This window comes from Serratia sp. B501 (assembly GCF_051172315.1).
GTDB lineage: Bacteria > Pseudomonadota > Gammaproteobacteria > Enterobacterales > Enterobacteriaceae > Serratia > Serratia ureilytica.
The window spans coordinates 1-24,541 of record NZ_JBPIZB010000007.1; the positions used below are offsets into that span (position 1 = coordinate 1).

Below are 24,541 nucleotides of genomic sequence, written 5' to 3' on the forward strand. Positions count from 1 at the left end.
TTTTGCATCCGAAGATGCTGGATATCGTCTTGTGGAGTGCCCACACAGATTGTCTGATAAATTGTTAAAGAGCAGTGAGTTAGGCGCTTTCGCTTGCTAACTCGAGGTGGCGTATATTACGCTTTTCACCCGGAGAGTCAAGCGTTTATTTCGCTTTCCTCTCGCTGACCCGGCGGCTTGTCAGTCGTTGTTCCCGGTCAGTGGAGGCGCATTATAGGGAGTTCTCGGCAGGCCGCAACCCCTAAATGCAAAAAACTTTTCAAGCGCGGATTTTTTCGGCAAAAGAGCGAAAAAGCGGCGAATTTATGTCACTTTTTCAGGCAAACAGCCATAAAAGCTGGCGATCACTGGAGTAAAATAGAAGAAACGAAGTCAGTAAGGATCCGCAGCCATGCCATTAAATGCACAACAACAGGCCGCCCAACGCAATCTTTCTTATCTGCTTGCAGAGAAACTCGGCCAACAAATTCTGGCAGGCGATTATCAGGCCGGCAGCATCCTGCCCGGTGAAATGGAACTGGGCGAGCAATTCGGCGTCAGCCGCACCGCGGTGCGCGAAGCGGTAAAGATGTTAGCCGCCAAAGGCATGTTGTTGCCGCGCCCGCGCATTGGCACCCGCGTGATGCCGCAAAGCCAATGGAATTTCCTCGATCAGGATTTACTGACCTGGTGGATGACGCGGGAAAACTTCGATCAGGTGATGCAACACTTCCTTATATTGCGCACCTCGTTGGAACCGCAGGCCTGCGCGTTGGCAGCAGACCACGCCAGCCCGCAGCAAACCAAACTGCTGGCGGAACTGATGGCGGAGATGCGCGCGCTGCATACCCAGTTTGATCGCGAGCGCTGGATCCAGGTCGATACCCAATTCCACCAGCTCATCTACGAGGCCAGCGGCAATCCGTTCCTGACCTCGTTCGCCAACCTGTTCAGTTCGGTGTATCAGAGTTACTTCCGCGCCATCACCGGCAATGAAGTGATCAAGCTGCGCCACCATCAGGCTATCGTCGATGCGATACTCGCCGGAGACAGCGCAGGCGCCCTTGTCGCCTGCCAAGTTTTGCTGAAAGAGAAAGACTAGACACGCTCCCCGCTTATAGATAGAAGAAAGAGATGAGGGAGAGACGACCATTTAACCAGGACCGACCATGACCCAATCCGCGCGCAGTATGGCAGGACTCCCGTGGATCGCCGCAATGGCGTTCTTTATGCAGGCGCTGGACGCCACCATCCTCAACACGGCGCTGCCGGCGATCGCCCACAGCCTCGGGCACTCGCCGCTGGCGATGCAATCTGCCGTCATCAGCTATACGCTGACGGTGGCGATGCTAATCCCGGTCAGCGGTTGGCTGGCGGACCGCTTCGGCACCCGCCGCGTGTTCATCTTCGCCGTCACGTTATTCACCCTCGGTTCACTGTTGTGCGCCCTCTCCCCCACGTTGAGCGTACTGGTTGCCTCTCGCGTGCTGCAGGGCATCGGCGGCGCGATGATGATGCCGGTCGCGCGACTGGCGCTGCTGCGCGCCTACCCGCGCAGCGAACTGCTGCCGGTGCTGAACTTCGTCACCATGCCCGGCCTGGTCGGGCCGATTCTGGGGCCGCTGCTGGGCGGCTGGCTGGTGACCTACGCCACCTGGCATTGGATTTTCCTGATCAATATCCCTATCGGCCTGCTCGGCATCTTCTATGCGCGCAAATACATGCCGGACTTCACCACGCCCAAGCGCCGCTTCGATTTTCTGGGTTTTATGCTGTTCGGCCTGAGCCTGGTGCTGATCTCCACCGGGCTGGAACTGTTTGGCGAGCGGGTGCTGGCGAGCTACGTTTCGCTGGGCATTCTGCTCAGCGGCTTCGTGATGCTGTTCGGCTACATCGCGCACGCCCGCCGTCATCCTCAGCCGCTGATCGGCCTCGACCTGTTCAAAACCCGCACCTTCTCGGTCGGCATCGCCGGCAACGTCGCATCCAGGTTGGGCACCGGCTGCGTGCCGTTTTTGATGCCGCTCATGCTGCAAGTGGGATTTGGCTACACGGCGATCGTCGCCGGCTGCATGATGGCGCCGACCGCCATCGGCTCGCTGATGGCGAAATCCACCGTCACTCAAGTGTTGCGCTGGTTCGGCTACCGTAAAACGCTGGTCGGCATCACCGTTATCATCGGAGCGCTGATCGCGCAGTTCGCCCTGCAGAGCCCAGGCATGCCGCTGTGGCTGATGATCCTGCCGCTGTTCGTACTGGGCATGGCGATGTCCACCCAGTTCACCGCCATGAATACCATCAGCCTGGCGGATTTGAACGACGCCAACGCCAGCGCCGGCAACAGCGTCCTGGCGGTCACCCAACAGCTGTCCATCAGTTTCGGCGTAGCGATCAGCGCGGCGGTGCTGCGTTTTTACGAATCCCTGTCGTTAGGCACGATGATCGACCACTTCCATTACACCTTTATCACCATGGGGATCGTCACCGTGGCGTCGGCGCTGGTATTTATGTTGCTGAGAAGGAAAGATGGCCGCAACTTGATCAGCGGCCAGGAAAGCAAGAAAGAAGCGAAGGCGGCCAGTTAACGGCGGCCCACCGAGGCGCGTTCCACCAGCTCGGGCGTCAGCACCAGCACCTGGGGCGCGCGCTCCGGATTTTGCAGGCGGTTGATCAGCGCATCGATCGCCAGCTCGCCCAGCGAATCCTTCGGTTGATGAATGGTGCTCAGCGGCGGCGCCAGATAACGCGCCAATTCAATGTCATCGTACCCCATCACCGCCATATCCTGCGGCACGGAAAGCCCGGCCTGATACAGCGCCTGATAAACGCCTACCGCCACCGCGTCGTTGCCGGCGAACACCGCATGCGGCGGCTCTTCCAGCGCCAGCAGCTGGCGCATGGCGGTCACGCCGCCCTCAAACTCAAAGTCGCAATGCACTTCATACCCTGTCGGAACCGGTAATCCGGCGCGACGCATCGCGTTGCGATAGCCTTCCAGCCGGTGACGAGCGGTGGTTTTGTCCTGCGGGCCGGCGATGCAGGCGATCTTGCGGTAGCCGCGGGCGATCAGATGATCGGTCGCCATCTCGCCGCCCAGCAGCGAGTTATCCTGAATAATGTCGTTCGCGCCCTCGAACGGTGCCCAGTCCATCATCACGATCGGCAATGACGGGTAGCGACTCAGGGCATCCTGAGATGGCCGGTGATTTTCGGTGCACATCAACAGTAAACCGTCGACGCGCTTTTGCAGCAGCGTCTCCATACTGCGGTTCATGCGCGCGGCGTCTTCTTCGGTATTGCACAGGATCAGGCTGTAGCCGCGTTCATAGCAGCTGCGCTCCACGCCGCGCACCACTTCAGCATAAAACGGGTTGTTGCTGGCGGTCACCAGCATGCCGATGGTGCGGGTCTGATTGAGCTTCAGGCTGCGCGCCAGCGCAGAAGGCGCATAGTTCAACTGTTCCACGGCCGCCATGACCTTGTCGCGCACGCTGTCGCTGACGAAGCGATTGTTGTTGACCACATGCGAAACGGTAGAGGTTGAAACGCCCGCCAGGCGGGCGACATCTTTCATGGTGGCCAAAGGATCACCCCTGTTGCTGCAAGAAGGCGTCGATCTCTTCGCGCCACGGCACCGAAGGCTGCGCGCCGGGGCGGGTGACGGCGATCGCCGCCGCCGCATGGGCGAAACGCACCGCGTCGGCCATGATCTTGCCTTCCAACAGGGCAGTGACCAGCGCGCCGTTAAAGGTATCGCCGGCGGCGATGGTATCCACCGCTTGCACTTTGAAGCCGGGCACCCGTTTGCCGTTGCCGTTTTCGCTCAGCCACACGCCGCGGCTGCCGAGGGTGATGATCACCGTCGCGATGCCTTTGTCGTGCAGCGCCTGCGCCGCGCGCGCCGCATCGGCGTCGCTGTCCACGGCGATGCCTGTCAGGCGCTGCGCTTCGGTTTCATTCGGGGTGATCATATCAATCATCCCCAGCAGCTCGTCCGGCAGCTCGCGCGCCGGGGCCGGGTTGAGGATCACCTGCGTTTGATGTTGCTTGGCCAAGCGGGCGGCGGCGATCACCGTCTCCAGCGGCGACTCCAGCTGCATCAGCAGGGCGTCGGCGTCGATGACTTTTTGCCGGTAGCGCGCCAGGTAATCCGGCGTCACCGCGGCGTTGGCGCCGGCATTGATGCCGATCACGTTCTCGCCTTCGGCATTGACGAAGATCAGCGCCACGCCGGTGGTGCTGTCGGCGATGGCTTCAATCGGTTGGGTATCAATGCGATCGCTCGCCAGCTGCCGGCGGACACGCTCGCCGATATCGTCGGCGCCCACGCAGGCGATAAAGGCGATCTCCGCCCCACTGCGCCCGGCCGCCACCGCCTGATTCGCGCCCTTGCCGCCAAACGCCACCTTATACTGCTTCCCGATCACCGTTTCGCCCGGGTGGGGGAATTGTTCAATATTGAGGATATGGTCGGCATTGATGCTGCCCAGAACCACCAGCTTACCTGTTTCCATCGCATTGATTCCTGAATTGCGCGCCATCGTAAACGCCCCGTCCCGATGGCGCTGGTATGACTTACTGAGTGACCAGTTTCAAATCGACCGGAATGGTCGCCGGCACTTTTTCGCCTTTCAGCACTTTATCGGCGGTTTCCACGCCTATCACGCCGATCTGATCGGGACGCTGCGCCACGGTCGCCGCCAGCTTGCCGCCTTCAACCGCTTTCACGCCGTCGGCGGTGCCGTCGAAGCCTACCACGATCACGTCGGTTTTACCGGCGGTTTGCAGCGCACGCAGCGCGCCCAGCGCCATTTCATCGTTCTGGGCAAATACCGCCTGCACATCCGGGTGAGCGGTCAGCAGGTTCTGCATCACGTTCAGGCCCTTGGTGCGGTCGAAATCGGCCGGCTGGCTGGCCAGCAGCTTGAATTTATTCTGATCCAGCGACTGTTTAAAGCCTTCGCCGCGTTCACGCGCGGCGGAGGTGCCGGCAATGCCTTCCAGCTGAATCACCTTGGCGTCGGCGCCCGCTTTCTTGGCGATGAAGTCGCCGGCCATTTTGCCGCCCACGCGGTTATCCGAAGCGATATGGCTCACCACTTCACCCTTGCTCGCCACGCGGTCCAGCGTGATGACCGGGATCTTAGCCTGGTTGGCCATCTTGATGGCGTTGCCCACCGCATCGGAGTCAGTCGGGTTGATCAACAGCAGCTTGGGCGCCCGCACCATCAGATCCTGCACGTTGGCCAGCTCTTTCGCCGGGTTGTTTTGGGAATCCAGCACCACCAGGTTATAACCCAGCTTGTTGGCCTCTTGCTGCGCCCCATCCTTCATCGAGACGAAGAACGGATTGTTGAGGGTGGACACCACCAGCGCGATGGTGTCTTTGGCCATGGCATTGGCGCTCAGGGTGGCGCTCAACGCGATGGCGGAAGCTAAGGTTGCCAGTTTTTTCATTTTCATCATCGTGATTCCTGTAGGGGGAGGTTACTTGTTGCTTTTGTTATCTACCAGAACCGCCAGCAGTATCACCACTGCCTTCACGATCATTTGGTAGTAGGAAGAAACACCCAGTAAATTCAGGCCGTTGTTCAGAAAACCGAGGATCAGCGCCCCGATCAGCGTGCCGACGATGCGTCCCTTGCCGCCGGCCAGGCTGGTGCCGCCCAGCACCACGGCGGCGATGGCGTCCAACTCATAGCCGGTGCCGGCGGTCGGCTGCGCCGACGAGAGGCGCGCCACTTCGATTACCCCAGCCAGCGCCGCCAGCAGGCCGCACAGCGAGTAGACGATAATCTTCACTTTATCGACGCTGATGCCGGACAGGCGGGTCGCCGCTTCGTTGCCGCCCAGGGCATAAATATAGCGGCCCAGGCGCGTATGGTGCAGCATATACCAGGCGGCGATGAACACGATCGCCATGATCCAGATCGGCGTAGGCACGCCCAGCGGGCGGCCGATGCCGAACCAGCCAAAGGTGTCGGCCACGTCGGTGAAACCGGTGTTGACCGGGCTGCCGTTGGTGTACACCATGGTGACGCCGCGCAGCAGCAGCATCATCACCAGCGTAGCGATAAAGGCTTGCACCTTGCCTTTGGCGACGATCACCCCGGTGCAGGCGCCAATCGCGGCGCCCAGCGCCAAGGCCGCCGCCACCGCCACCAGCGCGTTGACTTCAAAGCCGACGATCGACGCAGCCACCGCGCCGGTCAGGGCCAGCAGCGATCCCACCGACAGATCGATGCCGGAAGTGAGGATCACCAGCGTCATCCCCACCGCCATGATGGCGTTGACCGAGGTCTGCTGCAGAATATTGAACAGGTTGTTCAGGGTGAAGAAGTTCGGGCTCATGGAAGAGACCACGGCGATCAGCACCAGCAGCGCAATCAACGACTTCTGCTCTAACAGCCATTCTTTACTGAACCAGCGCTTAGCTGCGATAGTCTGGGAACTCATATCTGATTACTCCTGCTTTACGCCGTATTGCTTGCCGACGGCTGCCGCCATCAACGCTTCCTGGGTGGCCTGTTCAATCGGGAACTCGCCGCTGAGATGCCCTTCGTGCATCACCAGAATGCGATCGCTCATGCCCATCACCTCCGGCATTTCCGAAGACACCAGAATGATGCTCAGCCCTTCCTGTTTGAACTGGTTGATTAACTGATAGATCTCTTTTTTCGCCCCGACGTCGACGCCGCGCGTCGGCTCATCGAGGATCAGCACCTTCGGCCGGGTCATCAGGCCGCGGGCGATCGCCACTTTCTGCTGATTGCCGCCGGAAAGCAGACCTATCGGCTGCTCCATCGACGGCGTTTTGATATTGAACAGGCGGATGAAGTCCCCCACCGCCTGCCGCTCGTCGGCCTGTTTCAGGCTGCCGTCGGCGCGGCTGAAGTAGCGCAGCGCAGTCAGAGACATGTTTTCCTTTACCGACATGCCCAGCACCAAGCCGTCGCGCTTACGGTCTTCCGAGATATAGACGATGCCGTTCGCCAATCCATCCTGCGGCGAATGGGTGACTACCTCGCGGCCGTCGAGGTTGACGGTGCCGGCCTTGCGCGGCGCGGCGCCGTACAGAATCTTCATCAATTCGGTGCGCCCGGCGCCCATCAAGCCGGCCACGCCGAGGATCTCACCGCGATACAGCGTAAAGCTGACGTCTTCAACGCCGGGTCCGGAAAGATGACTGACTTCCAGCCGCTTTTCCCCGCGCGGTAAATCAAGGCGCGGGTATTGTTCTTCCAGCTTGCGACCGACCATCATCTCAATCAGCGAATCTTCCTGCAGCTCGCTCACCGGCCGCTCGGCGATGAACTGCCCGTCGCGAAATACCGTCACGTCGTCGCAGATTTCAAAGATCTCTTTCAGACGGTGCGAGATATAGACGATGCCGCGCCCTTCGGCCTTCAGCTCGTTGATCACCTTGAACAGCGAGGCGGTTTCGGTGTCGGTCAGCGCATCGGTCGGTTCGTCCATGATGATCACTTTCGATTCGAAGCTCAGTACCTTGGCAATCTCCACCATCTGCTGATCGCCAATCGACAGCTCGCCCACCAGCCGGTGGCTGCTGTAGCGCAGGTTGAGGCGCGCCAGCAAGCGATCGGCCTCGGCGTACATGCGCTTCCAGTCAATGCGGCCGAAACGGTTGACGAACTCGCGGCCGAGGAAGATGTTTTCCGCAATCGTCAGCTGCGGGATCAGGTTCAGCTCCTGATGAATAATGCCGATGCCCGCTTCCTGCGAATCTTTAGGCCCGTTGAACGCCACCTCTTTACCGAGAAAATACTGACTGCCGGTGTCTTTCTGGTAGATGCCGGTCAGCACTTTCATCATGGTGGACTTCCCGGCGCCGTTTTCCCCCACCAGCGCCATCACCTTGCCGGGATAAACGCTGAGAGCGGCGCCGGAAAGCGCCTTCACGCCGGGAAAGGCTTTATCAATCCCTTTCAGTTGCAGTAAAGGTTGCATAAACGCCTCAGAAAGTTACGCCGGCGCACAGGATCACGTTCGCGTAAGGCGAACACTCCCCGCTGCGGATCACCGCCCGGCTGTGCTCGGTTTGCGCTTTAAACGCCTGATGGCTGATATAACGCACGCCGATGGTATTGCCCTGGCGTTGGCCCAGTGCGGTCAGTTCAGCCAACAATGCCTCGTGGAGCGACGGATTTTGTTTCACGATTTCTTCCGCCAGGATGGCGCTTTCTACCTGCATCTCTTGCGTGACCGCCGCGAACACCTGCATGAAGGCCGGCACGCCCTGCGTCAGCGCCAGATCGATGCGCTGCGTCGCCGCCGGTATCGGCAGGCCCGCGTCGCACAGGGTGAGCTGATCGGTATGCCCCAGCCGGGCAATCACGGCAGACACGTCGGAATTCAGTAATACGCCTTTTTTCATCTTCTCACTCCGCTAGCGAAACGTTTCGCTCTCTGGAGGAGTGTAAAAAAACGGCAGGGGAAGGCAACCCGGACAATGCAGAAGTGTGATCGTCATCGAAACGTTTCGTTCGCGCACGGAGAAAGCGCAAACAAAAGGGGCTCAGCCTAGCTGAGCCCCTGTCAGGCGGGTTAGATCTCGACCTGCGTGCCGAGCTCGATGACCCGGTTCGGCGGGATTTCGAACTGATCCGGCGCGCGCAGCGCATTGCGGCTCAGAGCAACGAACAGTTTGCCACGCAGGTAGAGGTACCATGGCCGCTTGGTGAGGATCAGCGATTCATGGGACATGAAGAACGACGTCTCCGACATGCGGCACGGCAACCCTTCCAGCCCGCAGCGGTGGAACACTTCCTCCACGTTCGGCGTTTCGCGCCAGCCGTAGCTGGCCACCACCCGCCAGAAGGTCGGCGACAGCTGCTCGATGGTCACCCGGCGCACGTTGTGCACGTAAGGCGCATCCTCGGTGCGCAGCGTCAGCAGCACCACGCGCTCGTGCAGCACCTTATTGTGTTTCAGGTTATGCAACAGCGCAAAAGGAATGACGTTGGTGGCGCGCGACAAGAAGACCGCGGTGCCCGGCACCCGTACCGGCGGCGATTTCTCCAGCGAGGCAATCATCGCCTCCAGCGAGTTGCCGTGCTCATGCAGACGGCGCAACAGGCGGAAACGCTCGCTCTTCCAGGTAGTCATAATGATGAACATCACCAGCGCCAGGGTCAGCGGCAGCCAGCCGCCGGAGAACAGCTTCAGGGCGTTGGCGGAGAACATCGGCACGTCGATGATCAGTAAGATGGTTACGATGCCGATCGCCAGGAAGCGGTTCCAGTGCCAGTTATTAATCGCCACCGAAGTGACCAGTATGCTGGTCAGCACCATAGTGCCGGTAACGGCGATGCCGTACGCCGCCGCCAGGTTGCTGGAGTGCTCGAAGCCGATGATCACCAGCACCACCGAGATATACAGCGTCCAGTTGATCACCGGAATGTAGATCTGGCCGGATTCCATTTCCGAGGTGTGAATGATGCGCATCGGCGACAAATACCCCAGGCGCACCGCCTGGCGAGTCAGCGAGAAGACGCCGGAAATCACCGCCTGCGAGGCGATGACCGTTGCCAGGGTTGCCAGAATCAGCAGCGGGATCAGCGCCCAGTCGGGCGCCAGCAGGAAGAATGGGTTTTTGATCGCTTCAGGGTTTTTCAGCAGCAACGCCCCCTGGCCGAAGTAGTTGAGCACCAGCGAAGGCAGCACCACGGTGAACCAGGCCAGGCGGATCGGGAACTTGCCGAAGTGCCCCATGTCGGCATACAGCGCCTCAACGCCGGTGATCGACAGCACCACCGCCCCCAGCGCGAAGAACGACACCTTCTTATATTCCATAAAGAAGTTGAGCGCCCATTTGGGATTCAGCGCCTGCAGCACTTCCGGGTTCGAAATGATGCTGCGCGCGCCCAGCACCGCCAACACGATGAACCACAACAGCATTACCGGGGCGAACAGCTTGCCGACGCTGCCGGTGCCGTGTTTTTGGATAACGAACAGCAGGGTCAGCACCAGAATCGAGAGCGGCACGATATAGGCGTCGAGCGCGGGCGCGGCGATTTCCAACCCCTCTATCGCCGACATCACCGAGATCGCTGGGGTGATCACCACCTCGCCATAGAAGAAGCTGCCGCCGATCAGGCCCAGTATCACCAGCACTGCGGTGGTGCGCGCCGAGGTATTGCGCCCGGCCAGCGACATCAGCGTCAAAATGCCGCCTTCGCCGGCGTTGTCCGCCCGCATCACGTAGGTGAGATATTTGAGGGAAACGATCACGATCAGCATCCAGAAAATCAGCGACAGGAAGCCGAAAACCACATCTGGACGAACATCGAAGCCGTAATGGCCGGAGAAACACTCTCTCAACGTATAGAGAGGACTGGTGCCGATATCACCGTAGACCACGCCGATGGCAGCCAGGGTTACCGCCGATAGGGACTGCTTATGCTCTGCGCTCATAATTCGTTTCTTTATCAGAACATCCGTTAGCGATGCATCCGCATCAGGCAAAATACGGGCTCAAAGATCCGTCACGCCCACCAGAAAGCCGCACAGTATGCACCATTTATACGGCTTGCCTACCCTTATATCAGAGCCGAAAAATAAACAAAATGTGAACCGGATATCCGACTCAACTGAGAAAATTTTTACTAATCAATAAGCTATACCATTAAAAATAATGGTGGTTTATCATCGAATTATCGACCAAGATTGGCTAACTCTCGGACAATACGACGATTATATGACGCCATCATCCCTTCTGGCAGAACGAATTTCCCGCCTCAGCAGCGCGCTGGAGAGCGGCCTTTATGAGCGGCAAGAGGCGATCCGCCTGTGCCTGCTGGCGGCGCTGAGCGGCGAAAGCGTATTCTTGCTCGGCCCGCCCGGCATCGCCAAGAGCCTGATCGCGCGCCGGCTGAAGTTTGCCTTCCGCAACGCCCGCTCTTTTGAATACCTAATGACGCGCTTTTCCACGCCGGAAGAGGTCTTCGGCCCGCTCTCGATTCAGGCGCTGAAAGATGAAGGGCGCTATCAACGCCTGACCGCCGGCTATCTGCCAGAAGCGGAGATCGTGTTTCTGGACGAGATCTGGAAGGCCGGCCCGGCGATCCTCAACACCCTGCTGACGGCGATCAATGAACGGCGCTTTCGCAACGGCAACAGCGAAGAACCGATCCCGCTGCGCCTGCTGGTCACCGCTTCCAACGAACTGCCCGAAGCGGACAACAGCCTCGAAGCCCTGTATGACCGCATGCTGATTCGCCTGTGGCTGGACAAGGTGCAGGATAAGCAGAATTTCCGCTCGCTGCTGGTCAACCGCCAGAGCGAAAGCCAAAACCCGGTGCCGGCGGCGCTGAGCGTCAGCGACGAAGAGTTTCTGCAGTGGCAGCCGCAGATCGATAAGGTGGCGCTGCCGGAAGCCTGCTTTGAGCTGATTTTCCAACTGCGCCAGCGGCTGGACGCGCTGGAACAGGCGCCGTACGTCTCCGATCGGCGCTGGAAGAAAGCCCTGCGCCTGCTGCAGGCCTGCGCCTTCTTCAGCGGGCGCGACGCCATCGCCCCGCTCGATCTGATGCTGTTGAAAGACTGCCTGTGGCACGATCTCACCTCGCTGAAGCTACTGCAACAGCAGATCGATCAACTGCTGACCGAATCGGCCTATCAGCAGCAGTCGATGTTGATCCAACTGCAACAGATCCATACCCGCTGGATGCAGGACCAGCAGCAACAAAGCGACCGACAGGCCATCAGCCTGGTGAAAAAAGGCGGGATGTTCAGCCGCAAACCGCAATACGCGCCGGCCACGCCGTTCGCCGGCGGCACCCTCACCCTGCTGCTGCAAAAACCGCTGCAGCTGCATGACATTCAGGTCAATCATCTGAGCATCGAAAGCAGCGCGCTGGACAACTGGCTGCAAAAAGGCGGCGACGTGCGCGCCAAGCTGAACGGCATCGGCTTTGCGCAGCCGATCGACCTGGAAGTGGACGATCAACTGCACCTCACGGTGTTGGACGTCAGCCGTCAGCCGTCGCTGCTGGCGCTGCCGGGCAAACAGGCTACCGCTACGCCGCAGGCGCTGCTGGATGAAATGGACGCATTGGCCCAGCGCCTGGCGGAGCAGCGCCGCGCCTTCAGCCAACATCAGCCCTGCCTGTTCACGTCCGCCGCCGGTCTGGCCAAGATCGAAGCCAGTCTGCTGCAGGTCGCGGAACAGGTTAAACAGCAACAGCAGCAAATGCGCGGCCAGTAACCATGCTCAGTCTGGAGACGCTCGATCTGCTGCTGGCGATCACCGAAGGCGAGATGATCGAGGAGATGATCGTCGGCATGCTGGCCGCGCCGCAGCTGTCGGTATTCTTTAAAAAGTTTCCGGCCCTACGGCGGGCGCTGGATCGCGATCTGCCGCGCTGGAAGCTGCAGCTAAAGGAGCGTTTGCAGGAGGCCATGGTGCCGCCGGCGCTGGCGCAGGAATTTTACCGCTACCAACAGTGCCAGCTGGAGAACAATACCCAGTTCTATCACAACCTCAACGACACGATGGAGCTGCTGCGCCAGCTGGTTTCCCCGTTTTATGAACAGGCGCGCGCGCTGGTGGACGCCGCCGATCTGCCCAATCATCCGTTGGACGACAGTTTTCAAACGCTGTTTCTGCAGCGCTGGCGCATCAGCCTGACGCTGCAGGCCACCATGCTGCACCACCAGCTGCTGGAACAAGAGCGTGAGCAGCTGATGGCGGAACTGCAGGAACGCCTGGCGCTGAGCGGCGCGCTGGAACCGCTGCTGTCGGAAAACGACACCGCCGCCGGCAGGCTGTGGGACATGAGCAAAGGCCAGCTGCAGCGCGGCGATTACCAGCGGCTGGTGGAGTACGGCAACTTTTTGCAGCAGCAGCCGGAGCTGAAAAAGCTGGCGCAGCAGCTGGGCCGCAGCTATCAGGCCAAAGCGGTGCAACAACAGGACGCGCAGCCGGAGCCGTTCAGGGTTATGGTGCAGGTGCCGGCCACGCTGCCGGAAGAAGTGAGCGGCATTCATCAAAGCGACGACATTCTGCGCCTGCTGCCGCCGGAGCTGGCGACGCTGGGGATTGAAGAGCTGGAATTCGAGTTTTATCGCCGCCTGCTGGAAAAACGACTGCTGAGCTACCGCCTGCAGGGCGACGTCTGGCAGGAACAGATCCTGATCCGTCAGGTCACCCACCAGCAGCAGGATCAGCAGCCGCGCGGGCCGTTTATCGTCTGCGTGGACACCTCAGGATCGATGGGCGGCTTCAACGAACAGTGCGCCAAGGCGTTCTGTCTGGCGCTGCTGCGCATTGCGCTGGCGGACAACCGCCGCTGCTACATCATGCTGTTCGCCAACCAGATCGTACATTACGAACTCACCGCCGCCAGCGGCATTGAGCAGGCAGTGCGTTTTCTCGGCCAGCAGTTTCGCGGCGGCACCGATCTGGCGGCCTGCCTGAACGCCACCGTCACCAAAATGGCGGAGAGCGGCTGGTTCGATGCCGATGCGGTGATCATTTCTGATTTTATCGCCCAGCGGTTGCCGGAGGAGGTAATAAAGAAGGTGAAACAGCAGCAGCAAAGCCACCAGCAGCGTTTCCACGCGGTGGCGATGTCCGCCTACGGCAAACCCGGCATCATGCGCATCTTCGATCACATCTGGCGCTTCGATACCGGGTTGAAAAGCCGGTTGATGCGCCGCTGGCGGCGCTAGGCAGAATCAGAGCAGGCCTTCAACCGCGCCGCGCACTTCCGGTGACCACACGCCGCACTGCACCTGGCCGATATGCGACAGCTGCAACAGCAACATCACCAAACGCGACTGACCGATGCCGCCGCCGATGGTCTGCGGCATATCGCCGCGCAGCAACGACTGATGCCATTCCAGCTTCATGCGATCTTCATCGCCGGTCAGCGCCAGCTGATGTTTCAGCGCCGCGGCGTCGACGCGGATGCCCATGGAAGAAAGCTCGAAAGCGTCCTGCAGCACCGGGTTCCACACCACGATATCGCCATTCAGGCCCGCCAGGCCATCCGCCGTCGGCGTGGTCCAGTCATCATAATCCGGCGCACGCACATCGTGCGATTTGCCGTGCGACAGCTTGCCGCCGATGCCGATCAGGAACACCGCGCCCAATTCTTTGGCGATCGCTCGCTCACGCCCTTTGGCATCCAGATCCGGATAGCGCTGCAGCAGGGTTTCGCTGTGCACGAAGTGGATCTGTTCCGGCAGGAACGGGGTCAGGCCATGCTCACGGCTGACTTCCGCTTCCGTCGCCTTGATCGCGGCGTAAATGCTGCGCACGGTACTTTTCAGATAGTCCAGGCTGCGCTCACCGTCGCCCATCACCCGCTCCCAGTCCCACTGATCGACGTACACCGAGTGGATTGGCGTCAGGCGGTCTTCATCCGGGCGCAGCGCCTTCATATGGGTATACAGGCCTTCGCCGGCACCGAAATCGTAGCTGCCCAGGGTTTTGCGTTTCCATTTCGCCAGTGAGTGCACCACTTCGAAGGTGGCGTCCGGCAAGGTTTTGACTTTGACCTGCACCGCTTTCTCGCTGCCGGAGAGGTTATCCTGCGTGCCGTCACCCAGGCGACTAAGGATCGGGGCCTGCACTTCGATCAGACCGAGCTGCTGTTCCAGCTGGCGGGAGAAGAAGGATTTGACCTGGCTGATTTGTTGTTGTTTTTGGATAAACTGTTTTTTCATTGCCGTATCTCTTGTAAACCTGTCTCTGTTGCCATCGATTAAGCAACAAAATGATACGCCAATTCAATATCCGTTAATCAATATTGCCTTTTCACTTTTAATCGTTCATTTTTACCCGGACTGAATTCAACAATCGTTAATTAATGGGGGATTAAATGGCGGAAATTTATCAGATCGATAATCTCGATCGCGGCATCCTCAACGCCCTGATGGACAATGCGCGCACACCATACGCCGAACTGGCGAAAAACTTCGCCGTCAGCCCCGGCACCATTCACGTGCGGGTGGAGAAGATGAAACAGGCCGGGATCATCACCGGCGCACGTATCGACGTCAGCCCCAAACAGCTGGGTTACGACGTGTGCTGCTTTATCGGCATCATATTAAAGAGCGCCAAGGACTACCCTTCGGCACTGAAGAAGCTGGAAAGCCTGGAAGAAGTGGTGGAAGCCTATTACACCACCGGCCACTACAGCGTCTTTATTAAAGTGATGTGCCGCTCGATCGACGCGTTGCAACAGGTACTTATCAACAAGATCCAGACCATCGACGAGATCCAGTCCACCGAAACGCTGATCTCGCTGCAGAACCCCATTATGCGCACCATCGTGCCGTAACCCGCCAAATTGCATACCCACATTATCCACAGGTAGATCCCAGCCGATTCACAGCGTACAATGCAGCCACTTTGAGTGAGAAGGTTGGGATCGTTGGTTCATGGCAGACATTACTCTGATCAGTGGCAGTACGCTTGGCAGCGCCGAATACGTGGCTGAACATTTGGCTGAAAAGCTGGAAGACGCCGGCTTCTCTACCGAGATGCTGCACGGCCCTGAACTGGATGAACTGCCGTTGAACGGCCGCTGGCTGGTGGTCTCTTCCACGCACGGCGCCGGCGAACTGCCGGATAACCTTCAGCCGCTGTTGGAACAGATCGCTGAGCAGCAGCCGGATCTTTCCGAGGTGCAGTTCGGCGCCGTCGGTTTAGGCAGTTCGGAATATGACACCTTCTGCGGTGCGATCAAACAGATCGACGATCTATTGATCGCCAGAGGCGCTAAAAGGATCGACGATCGTCTCGAGATCGACGTGACCGAGCATGAAATTCCCGAGGATCCGGCCGAGGAATGGGTAAAAAACTGGATTAATTTACTCTGATTCGTCTAAAGATCGCGCGAACGATTGTGGATAACTAAGCTTAAAAGCAGGGTAAAAGCCGTAGTTATCCCAATAACAACCGTAGTGCGCTTTTTGTCCTGTGCATAACAAGCCTTTTAGATCCCAGCTTATCTGCGTCGGGATCACCGATCATTCACAGCAAACGATCCTCCTTAATCTGCTGATCTTCATCGTGAATAGTCACTTATCCACAGAGGATCGCGATCCTAATAAGAGATCTAATAAAGAGATCTTTAAATAAAAAAGATCTTCTTTTAATTACCGACGATCCTGACCACTTGGTCGATCGTCTAAACTTGAGTAGAATCCCCGACCCCAGGGCAAATACGATCGTTCGCAATACGGCGAGGTGCAGTTCCATGTTTTATCCAGATCAATTTGACGTCATCATCATCGGTGGTGGCCATGCAGGTACCGAGGCCGCCATGGCCGCGGCGCGCATGGGACGTCAGACTTTATTATTGACACACAATATCGACACGCTGGGACAGATGTCCTGTAACCCGGCGATTGGCGGTATTGGTAAAGGGCATCTGGTTAAGGAAATTGATGCACTCGGCGGCCTGATGGCGACAGCGATCGACCACGCCGGCATCCAGTTTAGGATACTAAACGCCAGCAAAGGCCCTGCCGTTCGCGCCACTCGCGCTCAGGCGGATCGCGTGTTGTATCGCCAGGCTATCCGTACCGCGTTGGAGAACCAGCCCAATCTGATGATCTTCCAACAGCCGGTTGAGGATCTGATCGTCGAAAACGATCGCGTCGTGGGCGCCGTCACCCAAATGGGCCTGAAATTCCGCGCCAAAGCGGTGGTATTGACCGTAGGCACCTTCCTGGACGGCAAGATCCATATCGGCCTGGAAAATTACAGCGGCGGCCGCGCCGGGGATCCGCCTTCGATCTCGCTGTCTCAGCGTTTGCGTGAACTGCCGCTGCGCGTCAACCGTTTGAAAACCGGGACACCGCCACGCATCGACGCCCGCACTATCGATTTCAGCGTACTGGCGCCGCAACACGGCGATACGCCGGTGCCGGTATTCTCGTTCCTGGGCGATGCCAGCCAGCATCCGGAACAAATGGCGTGCTATATCACCCATACCAATGAAAAAACCCATGACGTGATCCGCAATAACCTCGATCGCAGCCCGATGTATGCCGGGATCATCGAAGGGATCGGCCCACGTTACTGTCCGTCGATCGAAGACAAGGTCATGCGTTTTGCCGATCGCAACGCGCACCAGATCTTCCTCGAGCCGGAAGGCCTGACCAGCAATGAGATTTACCCTAACGGGATCTCCACCAGCCTGCCGTTCGATGTGCAGATGCAGATCGTCCGTTCGATGGAAGGGATGCAAAACGCGCGTATTATTCGCCCTGGTTATGCTATCGAGTACGATTTCTTCGATCCGCGCGACCTGAAACCGACGCTGGAAAGCAAATTCATTCAGGGGCTGTTCTTTGCCGGTCAAATCAACGGCACCACCGGGTATGAAGAAGCCGCCGCACAGGGGCTGCTGGCCGGTCTGAACGCCGGTCGCTTCGCCGCCGAACAAGAAGGCTGGGCGCCACGTCGCGATCAGGCTTATCTCGGCGTGCTGGTGGACGACCTCAGCACCCTCGGCACCAAAGAACCGTACCGCATGTTTACCTCACGCGCCGAGTATCGTCTGATGCTGCGCGAAGACAACGCCGATCTCCGCCTGACGGAAAAAGGCCGTGAACTCGGCCTGGTGGACGACGTGCGTTGGGCGCGCTACAGCGAGAAGCTGGAGCGGATCGAACGTGAGCGTCAGCGCCTGCGCGACATCTGGATGCACCCGCACGCCGAGAACGTCGAACAGGTCAATGCGTTGCTGAAAGCGCCGCTGTCACGCGAAGCAAACGGCGAAGAGCTGCTGCGCCGTCCGGAAATGGACTACGCGCAATTGACCGCCACCGAGGCCTTCGCGCCGCCGTTGGACGATGTACAAGCCGCCGAGCAGGTTGAGATCCAGGTCAAATACGAAGGCTACATCGCTCGTCAGCAGGAAGAGATCGAAAAACAGCAGCGCAACGAGAACACCGTGTTGCCGTTGGATCTCGACTACCGTCAGGTTTCGGGGTTGTCGAACGAAGTGATCGCCAAATTGAACGATCACAAACCGAACTCCATCGGCCAGGCTTCACGCATCTCCGGCATTACGCCGGCGGCGATCTCGATTTTGCTGATTTGGCTGAAAAAGCAGGGGCTGCTGCGCCGCAGCGCATAAATCCCGCGTCCAGGCTGCCGTTTGCTCAACCCGTAGCCAAACGGCCGCTGACATCACCTGCGTGCTGAATTATCATAGGCGCCTCATTGCGCCAGCTAACCATCCGCTGGTCGTTCAGCGCCTGCCAGAGGATCCGTTGTGCAAAAAAAATTAGACTCGCTGCTCGCGGCAGCAGGCATTGAGCTGCCCGATCAGCAGAAAGAGCAGCTGCTGGGCTATGTCGGCATGCTGGATAAGTGGAACAAGGCTTATAACCTCACGTCGGTGCGCGATCCGCAGCAAATGCTGGTGCGCCACATCCTCGACAGCATCGTGGTCAACCCGCATCTGCAGGGATCGCGTTTTATCGATGTCGGCACCGGCCCCGGTTTACCGGGCATTCCGCTGGCGATCGTGCGCCCGGATGCGCATTTCACGCTGCTCGACAGCCTGGGCAAGCGCGTGCGTTTTCTGCGCCAGGTGCAGCATGAACTAGGCCTGAACAATATCGAGCCGGTTCAGAGCCGCGTTGAAGCGTTTCCGGCCGAGCCGCCGTTCGACGGCGTGATCAGCCGGGCGTTCGCTTCGCTGCAGGATATGCTGTCTTGGTGCCATCACCTGCCGGCGAAAGGGCAGGGGCGTTTTTACGCATTGAAAGGCGTGCGCCCGGATGAAGAATTGGCGCACCTGCCGGAGGGCATTAGCCTGGAGTCTATCGTGCGGTTGCAGGTGCCTGAACTGGAAGGCGAACGCCATCTGGTGGTGCTTAAGGCAAACTGAGTTTGTTTTTGATCAAACAAGCGTGAATTAACGGTAGTACGGTGTGTAAAGGTAAGCAGGCTAATTAATTGGTCGCTTTTTTTAGTTAATTTACTTTCTATTAACACAAAAAACGCGGCTAATTAGCGACAATAGAGTAATTGCAATTAGAAATAGTCACGTTAGCAATCATGTGCGAAAGAGTGGCCTTTGCTGCTAATGTTAATTGGCTGTTGGAATATTGCCCCGTTGCTTGTCAATAAAAGGTTTTCATCGGGTATACGGATTGTTTTTGAACAGTTAACTGATAATGTTTTGATTTATATAATCTTTTGATCGCTCAAATTGCTAAAGACGGTTTGATTGTCCATCGGCTATAAATCAGTGAAGGGCATTATTGTGATCGGCTTCGCGTTTCTAAACGCAACGCTGGAATAATCAGACAATTAAATGCGCCCTATTATTCCGACCGTTTTCTTGTGAAAATAGGCTGGAATAGGGAAATTTAAATAATTGTTCACCTTTTCGCTACTTATCGATTGAATTCGTTGGTATGCCCCGTATAATTTGCTCGTTTTTTGCTGCTTGACTCAGGACAGCAAAAACAGTTGTATACGTCACTCAGCATACCCCCTCTGGGGTACGGAGAGAACAAACGTCATGTCTGTGTCCCTATACAGCGGGAAAGTCGCACGCAAACTGCTGTTTTTGCAGTTAATGACTTTTGTTCTGATCAGCGTTGCTTTCTGGCTGAAAAGCCCGGAATGGAGCGCTTCGGCGTTGGCAGGCGGTCTCGCCGCCTGGTTGCCGAGTGCAATGTTTATGCTGTTTGCCTTGCGCCATCAGGCGCAAACGCCGGCGCCCGGTAGGGTTGCCTGGTCGTTCGCCATCGGCGAGGGGCTAAAGGTCGTGATCACCATCGTTTTGCTGATCGTGGCGCTGGGGGTGTTCAAGGCGGAGTTTATACCGCTTGGCCTGACCTATTTAGCGGTGTTAGTGGTGCAGATAGTGGCACCGGCCGTGATTAACAGTTACCGAACTTAACTAAATAAGGGTAAGAGGCATCATGTCTGCAGGAGAAGTCTTGACTCCACAGGAGTATATCGGTCACCACCTGACGCAGCTTCAGGTCGGGACTGGGTTCTGGTCGATCAACATCGACTCGATGTTTTTCTCCGTCGTCCTCGGGGCGCTTTTCCTGGTGATCTTCCGCAAAGTGGCCAAAAACGCCACCAGCGGCGTGCCGGGTAAACTGCAAACCGCCGTGGAGCTGGTAGTCGGTTTCGTCGACAGCAGCGTGCGCGACATGTACCACGGCAAGAGCAAGGTGATTGCGCCGCTGGCGCTGACCGTGTTCGTCTGGGTGTTCCTGATGAACCTGATGGACTTGCTGCCCATCGACTTCCTGCCTTACGTTGGCGAACACATCCTCGGCCTGCCTGCGCTGCGCGTAGTGCCTACCGCCGATGTGAACGTCACGCTGTCGATGGCGCTGGGCGTGTTTATCCTGATTCTGTTCTATAGCATCAAAATGAAAGGCGTTGGCGGGTTCGTTAAAGAGTTGACCATGCAGCCGTTCAACCACCCTGTATTCATTCCTATCAACCTGATTCTTGAAGGTGTCAGCCTGCTGTCCAAACCTGTTTCACTGGGTCTGCGACTGTTCGGCAACATGTATGCGGGTGAGTTGATCTTCATCCTGATTGCCGGCCTGTTGCCGTGGTGGTCACAGTGGGTCCTGAGCTTGCCTTGGGCTATCTTCCACATCCTGATCATTACGCTTCAAGCCTTTATTTTCATGGTTCTGACGATCGTCTATCTGTCGATGGCATCTGAAGAGCACTGATTTTCTTAAAACACTTGCACTTTTAAACTGAAACAAACTGGAGACTGTCATGGAAAACCTGAGTATGGATCTGCTGTACATGGCTGCCGCTGTGATGATGGGTTTAGCGGCAATCGGTGCTGCGATCGGTATCGGCATCCTGGGTGGTAAATTCTTGGAAGGCGCTGCTCGTCAGCCTGACCTGATTCCTCTGCTGCGTACACAGTTCTTTATCGTTATGGGTCTGGTCGACGCCATCCCGATGATCGCTGTAGGTCTGGGTCTGTACGTGATGTTCGCCGTCGCGTAAGTAGAGTAACCCTCTACGACGTAACCAAACTATTAACTTTTAAAGAGGCATTGTGCTGTGAATCTTAACGCAACAATCCTCGGCCAGGCCATCGCGTTCGTTCTGTTTGTCTGGTTCTGCATGAAGTACGTATGGCCGCCGATCATGGCTGCCATCGAGAAACGTCAGAAAGAAATTGCTGACGGCCTCGCTTCTGCAGAGCGTGCCAAAAAAGATCTGGACTTAGCGCAAGCCAATGCGACCGACCAGCTGAAAACTGCCAAAGCAGAAGCTCAGGTGATCATCGAGCAAGCGAACAAACGCAAAGCTCAGATCATGGATGAAGCGAAAGCCGAAGCCGAGCAGGAACGTAACAAAATCGTGGCGCAGGCTCAGGCTGAGATCGAAGCCGAACGTAAGCGCGCTCGTGAAGAGTTGCGTAAGCAAGTCGCGATGCTGGCAATTGCCGGCGCCGAGAAGATCATCGAACGTTCCGTGGATGAAGCTGCTAACAGCGACATCGTTGATAAACTGGTCGCTGAACTGTAAGGAGGGAGGGGCTGATGTCTGAATTTGTAACTGTAGCTCGCCCCTACGCCAAAGCAGCTTTTGACTTTGCCGTTGAGCACCAAAGCGTAGAGCGCTGGCAGGACATGCTGGCGTTTGCGGCTGAAGTCACTCGCAATGAACAGATTTCTGAACTGCTGTCTGGCGCGGTTGCGCCAGAAACGCTGTCCAAGACGTTCATCGCGGTTTGTGGCGATCGGCTCGACGAACATGGCCAGAACTTTATCCGTGTAATGGCCGAAAATGGACGTTTACTGGTTCTTCCTGCCGTGCTGCAGCAGTTCATCGAACTGCGCGCCTCGCTGGAATCCACCGTCGAAGTCGAAGTGCTCTCTGCGAGCGCGCTGAGCGACGAACAGCAGGCGAAAATCGCCGCTGCGATGGAAAAACGTCTGTCACGCAAAGTTAAGCTGAATTGCAAAATTGACAAGTCTGTACTGGCCGGCATCGTTGTTCGCGCCGGCGATATGGTGATTGATGGCAGCGTTCGCGGTCGTCTTGAACGCCTGACAGACGTCTTGCAGTCTTAAGGGGACTGGAGCATGCAACTGAATTCCACCGAAATCAGCGAACTGATCAAGCAGCGCATTGCTCAGTTCAATGTAGTGAGCGAAGCTCACAATGAAGGTACTATCGTTTCCGTCAGCGACGGGATCATCCGCGTACACGGCCTGGCCGAAGTTATGCAGGGCGAAATGATCGCGCTGCCTGGCAACCGTTACGCAATCGCATTGAACCTGGAGCGCGACTCCGTTGGTGCCGTGGTCATGGGTCCGTACGCGGATCTGGCCGAAGGCATGAAGGTTAAATGCACCGGCCGTATCCTGGAAGTTCCAGTCGGTCGTGGTCTGCTGGGCCGCGTCGTTAACACCCTGGGCGCGCCAATCGACGGCAAAGGCCCGATTGAAAACGACGGTTTCTCTCCGGTAGAAGCTATCGCCCCAGGCGTTATCGAGCGTCAGTCCGTTGATCAGCCGGTTCAGACTGGCTACAAATCCGTTGACGCCATGATTCCAATCGGCCGCGGCCAGCGTGAGCTGGTGATCGGTGACCGTCAGACCGGTAAAACCGCGCTGGCGATCGATGCGATCATCAACCAACGCGACTCCGGCATCAAATGTGTTTACGTGGCTATCGGCCAGAAAGCGTCCACCATCGCTAACGTGGTGCGCAAACTGGAAGAGCACGGCGCACTGGCCAACACCATCGTGGTGGTGGCGACCGCTTCCGAATCCGCTGCACTGCAATACCTGGCGCCATACGCCGGTTGCGCAATGGGCGAATACTTCCGTGACCGCGGTGAAGATGCGCTGATCGTGTACGATGACCTGTCCAAGCAGGCCGTTGCTTACCGCCAGATTTCCCTGCTGCTTCGTCGTCCGCCAGGTCGTGAAGCTTACCCAGGCGACGTATTCTACCTGCACTCCCGCTTGCTGGAGCGTGCAGCGCGCGTTAACGCCGAGTACGTTGAAGCCTTCACCAAAGGTGAAGTTAAAGGTAAAACCGGTTCACTGACCGCTCTGCCGATCATTGAAACCCAGGCGGGTGACGTTTCCGCGTTCGTTCCGACCAACGTAATCTCGATTACCGATGGTCAGATCTTCCTGGAATCCAACCTGTTCAACTCCGGTATTCGGCCGGCAGTTAACCCGGGTATCTCCGTATCCCGTGTTGGTGGCGCCGCGCAGACCAAGATCATGAAGAAACTGTCCGGTGGTATCCGTACCGCGCTGGCGCAGTATCGTGAACTGGCTGCGTTCTCCCAGTTCGCCTCCGATCTGGACGACGCGACCCGCAAACAGCTGAGCCACGGTCAGAAAGTGACCGAGCTGCTGAAACAGAAACAGTATGCGCCGATGTCGGTTGCACAACAGTCTCTGGTGCTGTTTGCCGCAGAACGCGGTTACCTGAACGACGTCGAAGTCGCCAAAGTGGTGAGCTTCGAAGCCGCGCTGGTGGCCTATGCGGACCGCGAGCACGCCGAACTGCTGAACCACATCAACCAAACTGGCAACTTCAATGATGAGATCGAGGGCAAGTTGAAAGACGTCCTCGAGACCTTCAAGAAAACCCAGTCCTGGTAACGCCGAACGGTCCTGCTGTTGAAAGACAGCAGGCCGTCTGGCACTGAGGAGAAGCAGAGATGGCCGGCGCAAAAGAGATACGTAGTAAGATCGCTAGCGTGCAAAACACGCAAAAGATCACTAAAGCGATGGAAATGGTCGCCGCCTCCAAAATGCGTAAATCGCAGGATCGCATGGCGGCCAGCCGTCCTTATGCAGAGACCATGCGCAAAGTGATTGGTCACCTTGCGTTAGGGAATCTGGAGTACAAGCACCCGTACCTGGATGAGCGTGACGTTAAGCGCGTTGGGTATCTGGTGGTGTCTACTGACCGTGGTCTCTGCGGCGGCTTGAACATCAACCTGTTCAAAAAGCTGCTGGCGGAGATGAAAGCCTGGTCCGAAAAAGGCGTCGAAACCGATTTGGCGCTGATTGGCTCTAAAGCGGCCTCTTTCTTTGGTTCCGTGGGCGGCAACGTGGTTGCCCAGGTGACCGGCATGGGGGATAAACCTTCCCTGTCGGATCTGATCGGGCCGGTGAAAGTGATGCTGCAGGCCTACGACGAAGGTCGTTTGGACAAGCTGTACATTGTCAGCAACAAATTTGTTAATACGATGTCCCAAGAGCCGCAGGTGCTTCAGCTGCTGCCGTTACCGCCAGCCGATGACGAAGAGCTGAAGAAAACGCCTTGGGATTACCTGTATGAACCGGATCCAAAAGTGCTGCTTGATACCTTGCTGCGCCGCTATGTGGAGTCGCAGGTTTATCAGGGCGTCGTGGAAAACCTGGCCAGCGAGCAGGCCGCACGAATGGTCGCGATGAAAGCCGCAACCGATAACGGCGGTAGCCTGATCAAAGAGCTGCAGTTGGTATACAACAAGGCGCGTCAGGCCAGCATCACTCAGGAACTCACCGAGATCGTTTCGGGAGCCTCCGCGGTTTAAGCTAGGTTTACGAATTA

Annotated in this window: 23 protein-coding genes; 15 read left to right on the forward strand and 8 right to left on the reverse strand. The window is 57.7% G+C overall.

Translation table 11 applies throughout. The features are described 5' to 3' along the window. The first annotated feature begins 391 nt into the window (after nt 1-391). Both ACSBQV_RS19075 and mdtD read left to right on the forward strand, forming a co-directional pair. On the forward strand, nt 392-1,081 hold the full coding sequence (locus ACSBQV_RS19075; RefSeq protein WP_033652336.1) for a FadR/GntR family transcriptional regulator: 690 nt from the start codon (nt 392-394) through the stop codon (nt 1,079-1,081). Nucleotides 1,082-1,148: 67 nt separating this feature from the next. Further along, the gene (gene mdtD, locus ACSBQV_RS19080) at nt 1,149-2,564 is read left to right on the forward strand and encodes a multidrug transporter subunit MdtD (RefSeq protein WP_033645165.1); all 1,416 of its coding nucleotides are present in this window, start codon (nt 1,149-1,151) and stop codon (nt 2,562-2,564) included. On the opposite strand, the gene rbsR is transcribed toward mdtD, so the two are convergent. The 7 genes from rbsR to kup all read right to left on the reverse strand — a co-directional run bounded on the left by rbsR (nt 2,561) and on the right by kup (nt 10,413). Next, the gene (gene rbsR, locus ACSBQV_RS19085) at nt 2,561-3,562 is read right to left on the reverse strand and encodes a ribose operon transcriptional repressor RbsR (RefSeq protein WP_099785183.1); all 1,002 of its coding nucleotides are present in this window, start codon (nt 3,560-3,562) and stop codon (nt 2,561-2,563) included. The two genes, mdtD and rbsR, sit on opposite strands and share 4 nt — an antisense overlap. 4 nt (nt 3,563-3,566) lie before the next feature. Next, nucleotides 3,567-4,493 carry a ribokinase gene (rbsK, locus tag ACSBQV_RS19090; protein WP_046898746.1) on the reverse strand — a complete coding sequence of 309 codons (927 nt, stop codon included), beginning with the start codon at nt 4,491-4,493 and terminating at the stop codon, nt 3,567-3,569. Nucleotides 4,494-4,554: 61 nt separating this feature from the next. Then, the gene (rbsB, locus tag ACSBQV_RS19095; RefSeq protein WP_028128068.1) at nt 4,555-5,442 is read right to left on the reverse strand and encodes a ribose ABC transporter substrate-binding protein RbsB; all 888 of its coding nucleotides are present in this window, start codon (nt 5,440-5,442) and stop codon (nt 4,555-4,557) included. 24 nt (nt 5,443-5,466) lie between these two features. Continuing rightward, entirely contained in the window at nt 5,467-6,435 is a 969-nt protein-coding gene (rbsC, locus tag ACSBQV_RS19100; protein WP_025304730.1) for a ribose ABC transporter permease, read from the reverse strand. A gap of 6 nt (nt 6,436-6,441) precedes the next feature. Further along, on the reverse strand, nt 6,442-7,947 hold the full coding sequence (rbsA, locus tag ACSBQV_RS19105) for a ribose ABC transporter ATP-binding protein RbsA (protein ID WP_099785181.1): 1,506 nt from the start codon (nt 7,945-7,947) through the stop codon (nt 6,442-6,444). 7 nt (nt 7,948-7,954) lie between these two features. Continuing rightward, nucleotides 7,955-8,374 (reverse strand): D-ribose pyranase, encoded by a 420-nt coding sequence (rbsD, locus tag ACSBQV_RS19110; protein WP_099785179.1) that lies wholly within the window; start codon nt 8,372-8,374, stop codon nt 7,955-7,957. A 170-nt stretch (nt 8,375-8,544) separates the two neighbouring features. Then, a complete protein-coding gene (kup, locus tag ACSBQV_RS19115; protein ID WP_015379467.1) occupies nt 8,545-10,413 on the reverse strand; it encodes a low affinity potassium transporter Kup in 1,869 nt (622 codons plus the stop codon). Between the two features lie 283 nt (nt 10,414-10,696). Here kup and ravA point away from each other — a divergent pair, with 283 nt between their 5' ends. Continuing rightward, on the forward strand, nt 10,697-12,205 hold the full coding sequence (gene ravA / locus ACSBQV_RS19120) for an ATPase RavA (protein ID WP_089197564.1): 1,509 nt from the start codon (nt 10,697-10,699) through the stop codon (nt 12,203-12,205). A 2-nt stretch (nt 12,206-12,207) separates the two neighbouring features. Beyond that, nucleotides 12,208-13,671: an ATPase RavA stimulator ViaA gene (viaA, locus tag ACSBQV_RS19125; RefSeq protein ID WP_004933781.1), complete on the forward strand. Its 1,464-nt coding sequence runs from the start codon at nt 12,208-12,210 to the stop codon at nt 13,669-13,671. A 6-nt stretch (nt 13,672-13,677) separates the two neighbouring features. On the opposite strand, the gene asnA is transcribed toward viaA, so the two are convergent. Further along, nucleotides 13,678-14,670: an aspartate--ammonia ligase gene (gene asnA / locus ACSBQV_RS19130; RefSeq protein ID WP_099785177.1), complete on the reverse strand. Its 993-nt coding sequence runs from the start codon at nt 14,668-14,670 to the stop codon at nt 13,678-13,680. Nucleotides 14,671-14,825: 155 nt separating this feature from the next. On the opposite strand from asnA, the gene asnC reads away from it, so the two are divergent. From asnC to atpG, 11 genes are all read left to right on the forward strand, one after another. After that, nucleotides 14,826-15,287, forward strand: a complete 462-nt coding sequence (gene asnC, locus ACSBQV_RS19135) for a transcriptional regulator AsnC (protein WP_004933786.1) — start codon at nt 14,826-14,828, stop codon at nt 15,285-15,287. 100 nt (nt 15,288-15,387) lie between these two features. Beyond that, complete coding sequence (gene mioC / locus ACSBQV_RS19140) at nt 15,388-15,828, forward strand: FMN-binding protein MioC (RefSeq protein WP_099785175.1); 441 nt, start codon at nt 15,388-15,390, stop codon at nt 15,826-15,828. A 380-nt stretch (nt 15,829-16,208) separates the two neighbouring features. Next, entirely contained in the window at nt 16,209-18,098 is a 1,890-nt protein-coding gene (gene mnmG, locus ACSBQV_RS19145; RefSeq protein WP_033645158.1) for a tRNA uridine-5-carboxymethylaminomethyl(34) synthesis enzyme MnmG, read from the forward strand. Nucleotides 18,099-18,236: 138 nt separating this feature from the next. Next, a complete protein-coding gene (rsmG, locus tag ACSBQV_RS19150; protein ID WP_099785173.1) occupies nt 18,237-18,857 on the forward strand; it encodes a 16S rRNA (guanine(527)-N(7))-methyltransferase RsmG in 621 nt (206 codons plus the stop codon). Nucleotides 18,858-19,496: 639 nt separating this feature from the next. Next, complete coding sequence (gene atpI / locus ACSBQV_RS19155) at nt 19,497-19,880, forward strand: F0F1 ATP synthase subunit I (protein WP_004933796.1); 384 nt, start codon at nt 19,497-19,499, stop codon at nt 19,878-19,880. A gap of 22 nt (nt 19,881-19,902) precedes the next feature. Then, nucleotides 19,903-20,682 carry a F0F1 ATP synthase subunit A gene (atpB, locus tag ACSBQV_RS19160; RefSeq protein WP_015376132.1) on the forward strand — a complete coding sequence of 260 codons (780 nt, stop codon included), beginning with the start codon at nt 19,903-19,905 and terminating at the stop codon, nt 20,680-20,682. A gap of 49 nt (nt 20,683-20,731) precedes the next feature. After that, entirely contained in the window at nt 20,732-20,971 is a 240-nt protein-coding gene (gene atpE / locus ACSBQV_RS19165) for a F0F1 ATP synthase subunit C (protein ID WP_004093904.1), read from the forward strand. 57 nt (nt 20,972-21,028) lie between these two features. Next, nucleotides 21,029-21,499: a F0F1 ATP synthase subunit B gene (gene atpF / locus ACSBQV_RS19170; protein ID WP_004933804.1), complete on the forward strand. Its 471-nt coding sequence runs from the start codon at nt 21,029-21,031 to the stop codon at nt 21,497-21,499. A gap of 14 nt (nt 21,500-21,513) precedes the next feature. Continuing rightward, nucleotides 21,514-22,047 (forward strand): F0F1 ATP synthase subunit delta, encoded by a 534-nt coding sequence (gene atpH, locus ACSBQV_RS19175; protein ID WP_025160298.1) that lies wholly within the window; start codon nt 21,514-21,516, stop codon nt 22,045-22,047. 12 nt (nt 22,048-22,059) lie between these two features. Beyond that, nucleotides 22,060-23,601: a F0F1 ATP synthase subunit alpha gene (atpA, locus tag ACSBQV_RS19180; RefSeq protein WP_033652328.1), complete on the forward strand. Its 1,542-nt coding sequence runs from the start codon at nt 22,060-22,062 to the stop codon at nt 23,599-23,601. 59 nt (nt 23,602-23,660) lie between these two features. Next, entirely contained in the window at nt 23,661-24,524 is an 864-nt protein-coding gene (gene atpG / locus ACSBQV_RS19185) for a F0F1 ATP synthase subunit gamma (protein ID WP_004933811.1), read from the forward strand. Nucleotides 24,525-24,541 lie beyond the last annotated feature (17 nt).

What these genes read in the sequence shown, in the direction of transcription:
- rbsB (WP_028128068.1), bottom strand. Translation starts at nt 5,442, where the DNA reads ATGAAAATGAAAAAACTGGCAACCTTAGCTTCCGCCATCGCGTTGAGC.
- ravA (WP_089197564.1), top strand. Translation starts at nt 10,697, where the DNA reads ATGACGCCATCATCCCTTCTGGCAGAACGAATTTCCCGCCTCAGCAGC.
- ACSBQV_RS19075 (WP_033652336.1), top strand. Translation starts at nt 392, where the DNA reads ATGCCATTAAATGCACAACAACAGGCCGCCCAACGCAATCTTTCTTAT.
- asnA (WP_099785177.1), bottom strand. Translation starts at nt 14,670, where the DNA reads ATGAAAAAACAGTTTATCCAAAAACAACAACAAATCAGCCAGGTCAAA.
- atpA (WP_033652328.1), top strand. Translation starts at nt 22,060, where the DNA reads ATGCAACTGAATTCCACCGAAATCAGCGAACTGATCAAGCAGCGCATT.
- mioC (WP_099785175.1), top strand. Translation starts at nt 15,388, where the DNA reads ATGGCAGACATTACTCTGATCAGTGGCAGTACGCTTGGCAGCGCCGAA.
- asnC (WP_004933786.1), top strand. Translation starts at nt 14,826, where the DNA reads ATGGCGGAAATTTATCAGATCGATAATCTCGATCGCGGCATCCTCAAC.
- rbsC (WP_025304730.1), bottom strand. Translation starts at nt 6,435, where the DNA reads ATGAGTTCCCAGACTATCGCAGCTAAGCGCTGGTTCAGTAAAGAATGG.
- rbsD (WP_099785179.1), bottom strand. Translation starts at nt 8,374, where the DNA reads ATGAAAAAAGGCGTATTACTGAATTCCGACGTGTCTGCCGTGATTGCC.
- atpG (WP_004933811.1), top strand. Translation starts at nt 23,661, where the DNA reads ATGGCCGGCGCAAAAGAGATACGTAGTAAGATCGCTAGCGTGCAAAAC.
- rbsA (WP_099785181.1), bottom strand. Translation starts at nt 7,947, where the DNA reads ATGCAACCTTTACTGCAACTGAAAGGGATTGATAAAGCCTTTCCCGGC.
- atpB (WP_015376132.1), top strand. Translation starts at nt 19,903, where the DNA reads ATGTCTGCAGGAGAAGTCTTGACTCCACAGGAGTATATCGGTCACCAC.
- kup (WP_015379467.1), bottom strand. Translation starts at nt 10,413, where the DNA reads ATGAGCGCAGAGCATAAGCAGTCCCTATCGGCGGTAACCCTGGCTGCC.
- viaA (WP_004933781.1), top strand. Translation starts at nt 12,208, where the DNA reads ATGCTCAGTCTGGAGACGCTCGATCTGCTGCTGGCGATCACCGAAGGC.
- mnmG (WP_033645158.1), top strand. Translation starts at nt 16,209, where the DNA reads ATGTTTTATCCAGATCAATTTGACGTCATCATCATCGGTGGTGGCCAT.
- atpH (WP_025160298.1), top strand. Translation starts at nt 21,514, where the DNA reads ATGTCTGAATTTGTAACTGTAGCTCGCCCCTACGCCAAAGCAGCTTTT.
- rbsK (WP_046898746.1), bottom strand. Translation starts at nt 4,493, where the DNA reads ATGGAAACAGGTAAGCTGGTGGTTCTGGGCAGCATCAATGCCGACCAT.
- atpE (WP_004093904.1), top strand. Translation starts at nt 20,732, where the DNA reads ATGGAAAACCTGAGTATGGATCTGCTGTACATGGCTGCCGCTGTGATG.
- mdtD (WP_033645165.1), top strand. Translation starts at nt 1,149, where the DNA reads ATGACCCAATCCGCGCGCAGTATGGCAGGACTCCCGTGGATCGCCGCA.
- atpI (WP_004933796.1), top strand. Translation starts at nt 19,497, where the DNA reads ATGTCTGTGTCCCTATACAGCGGGAAAGTCGCACGCAAACTGCTGTTT.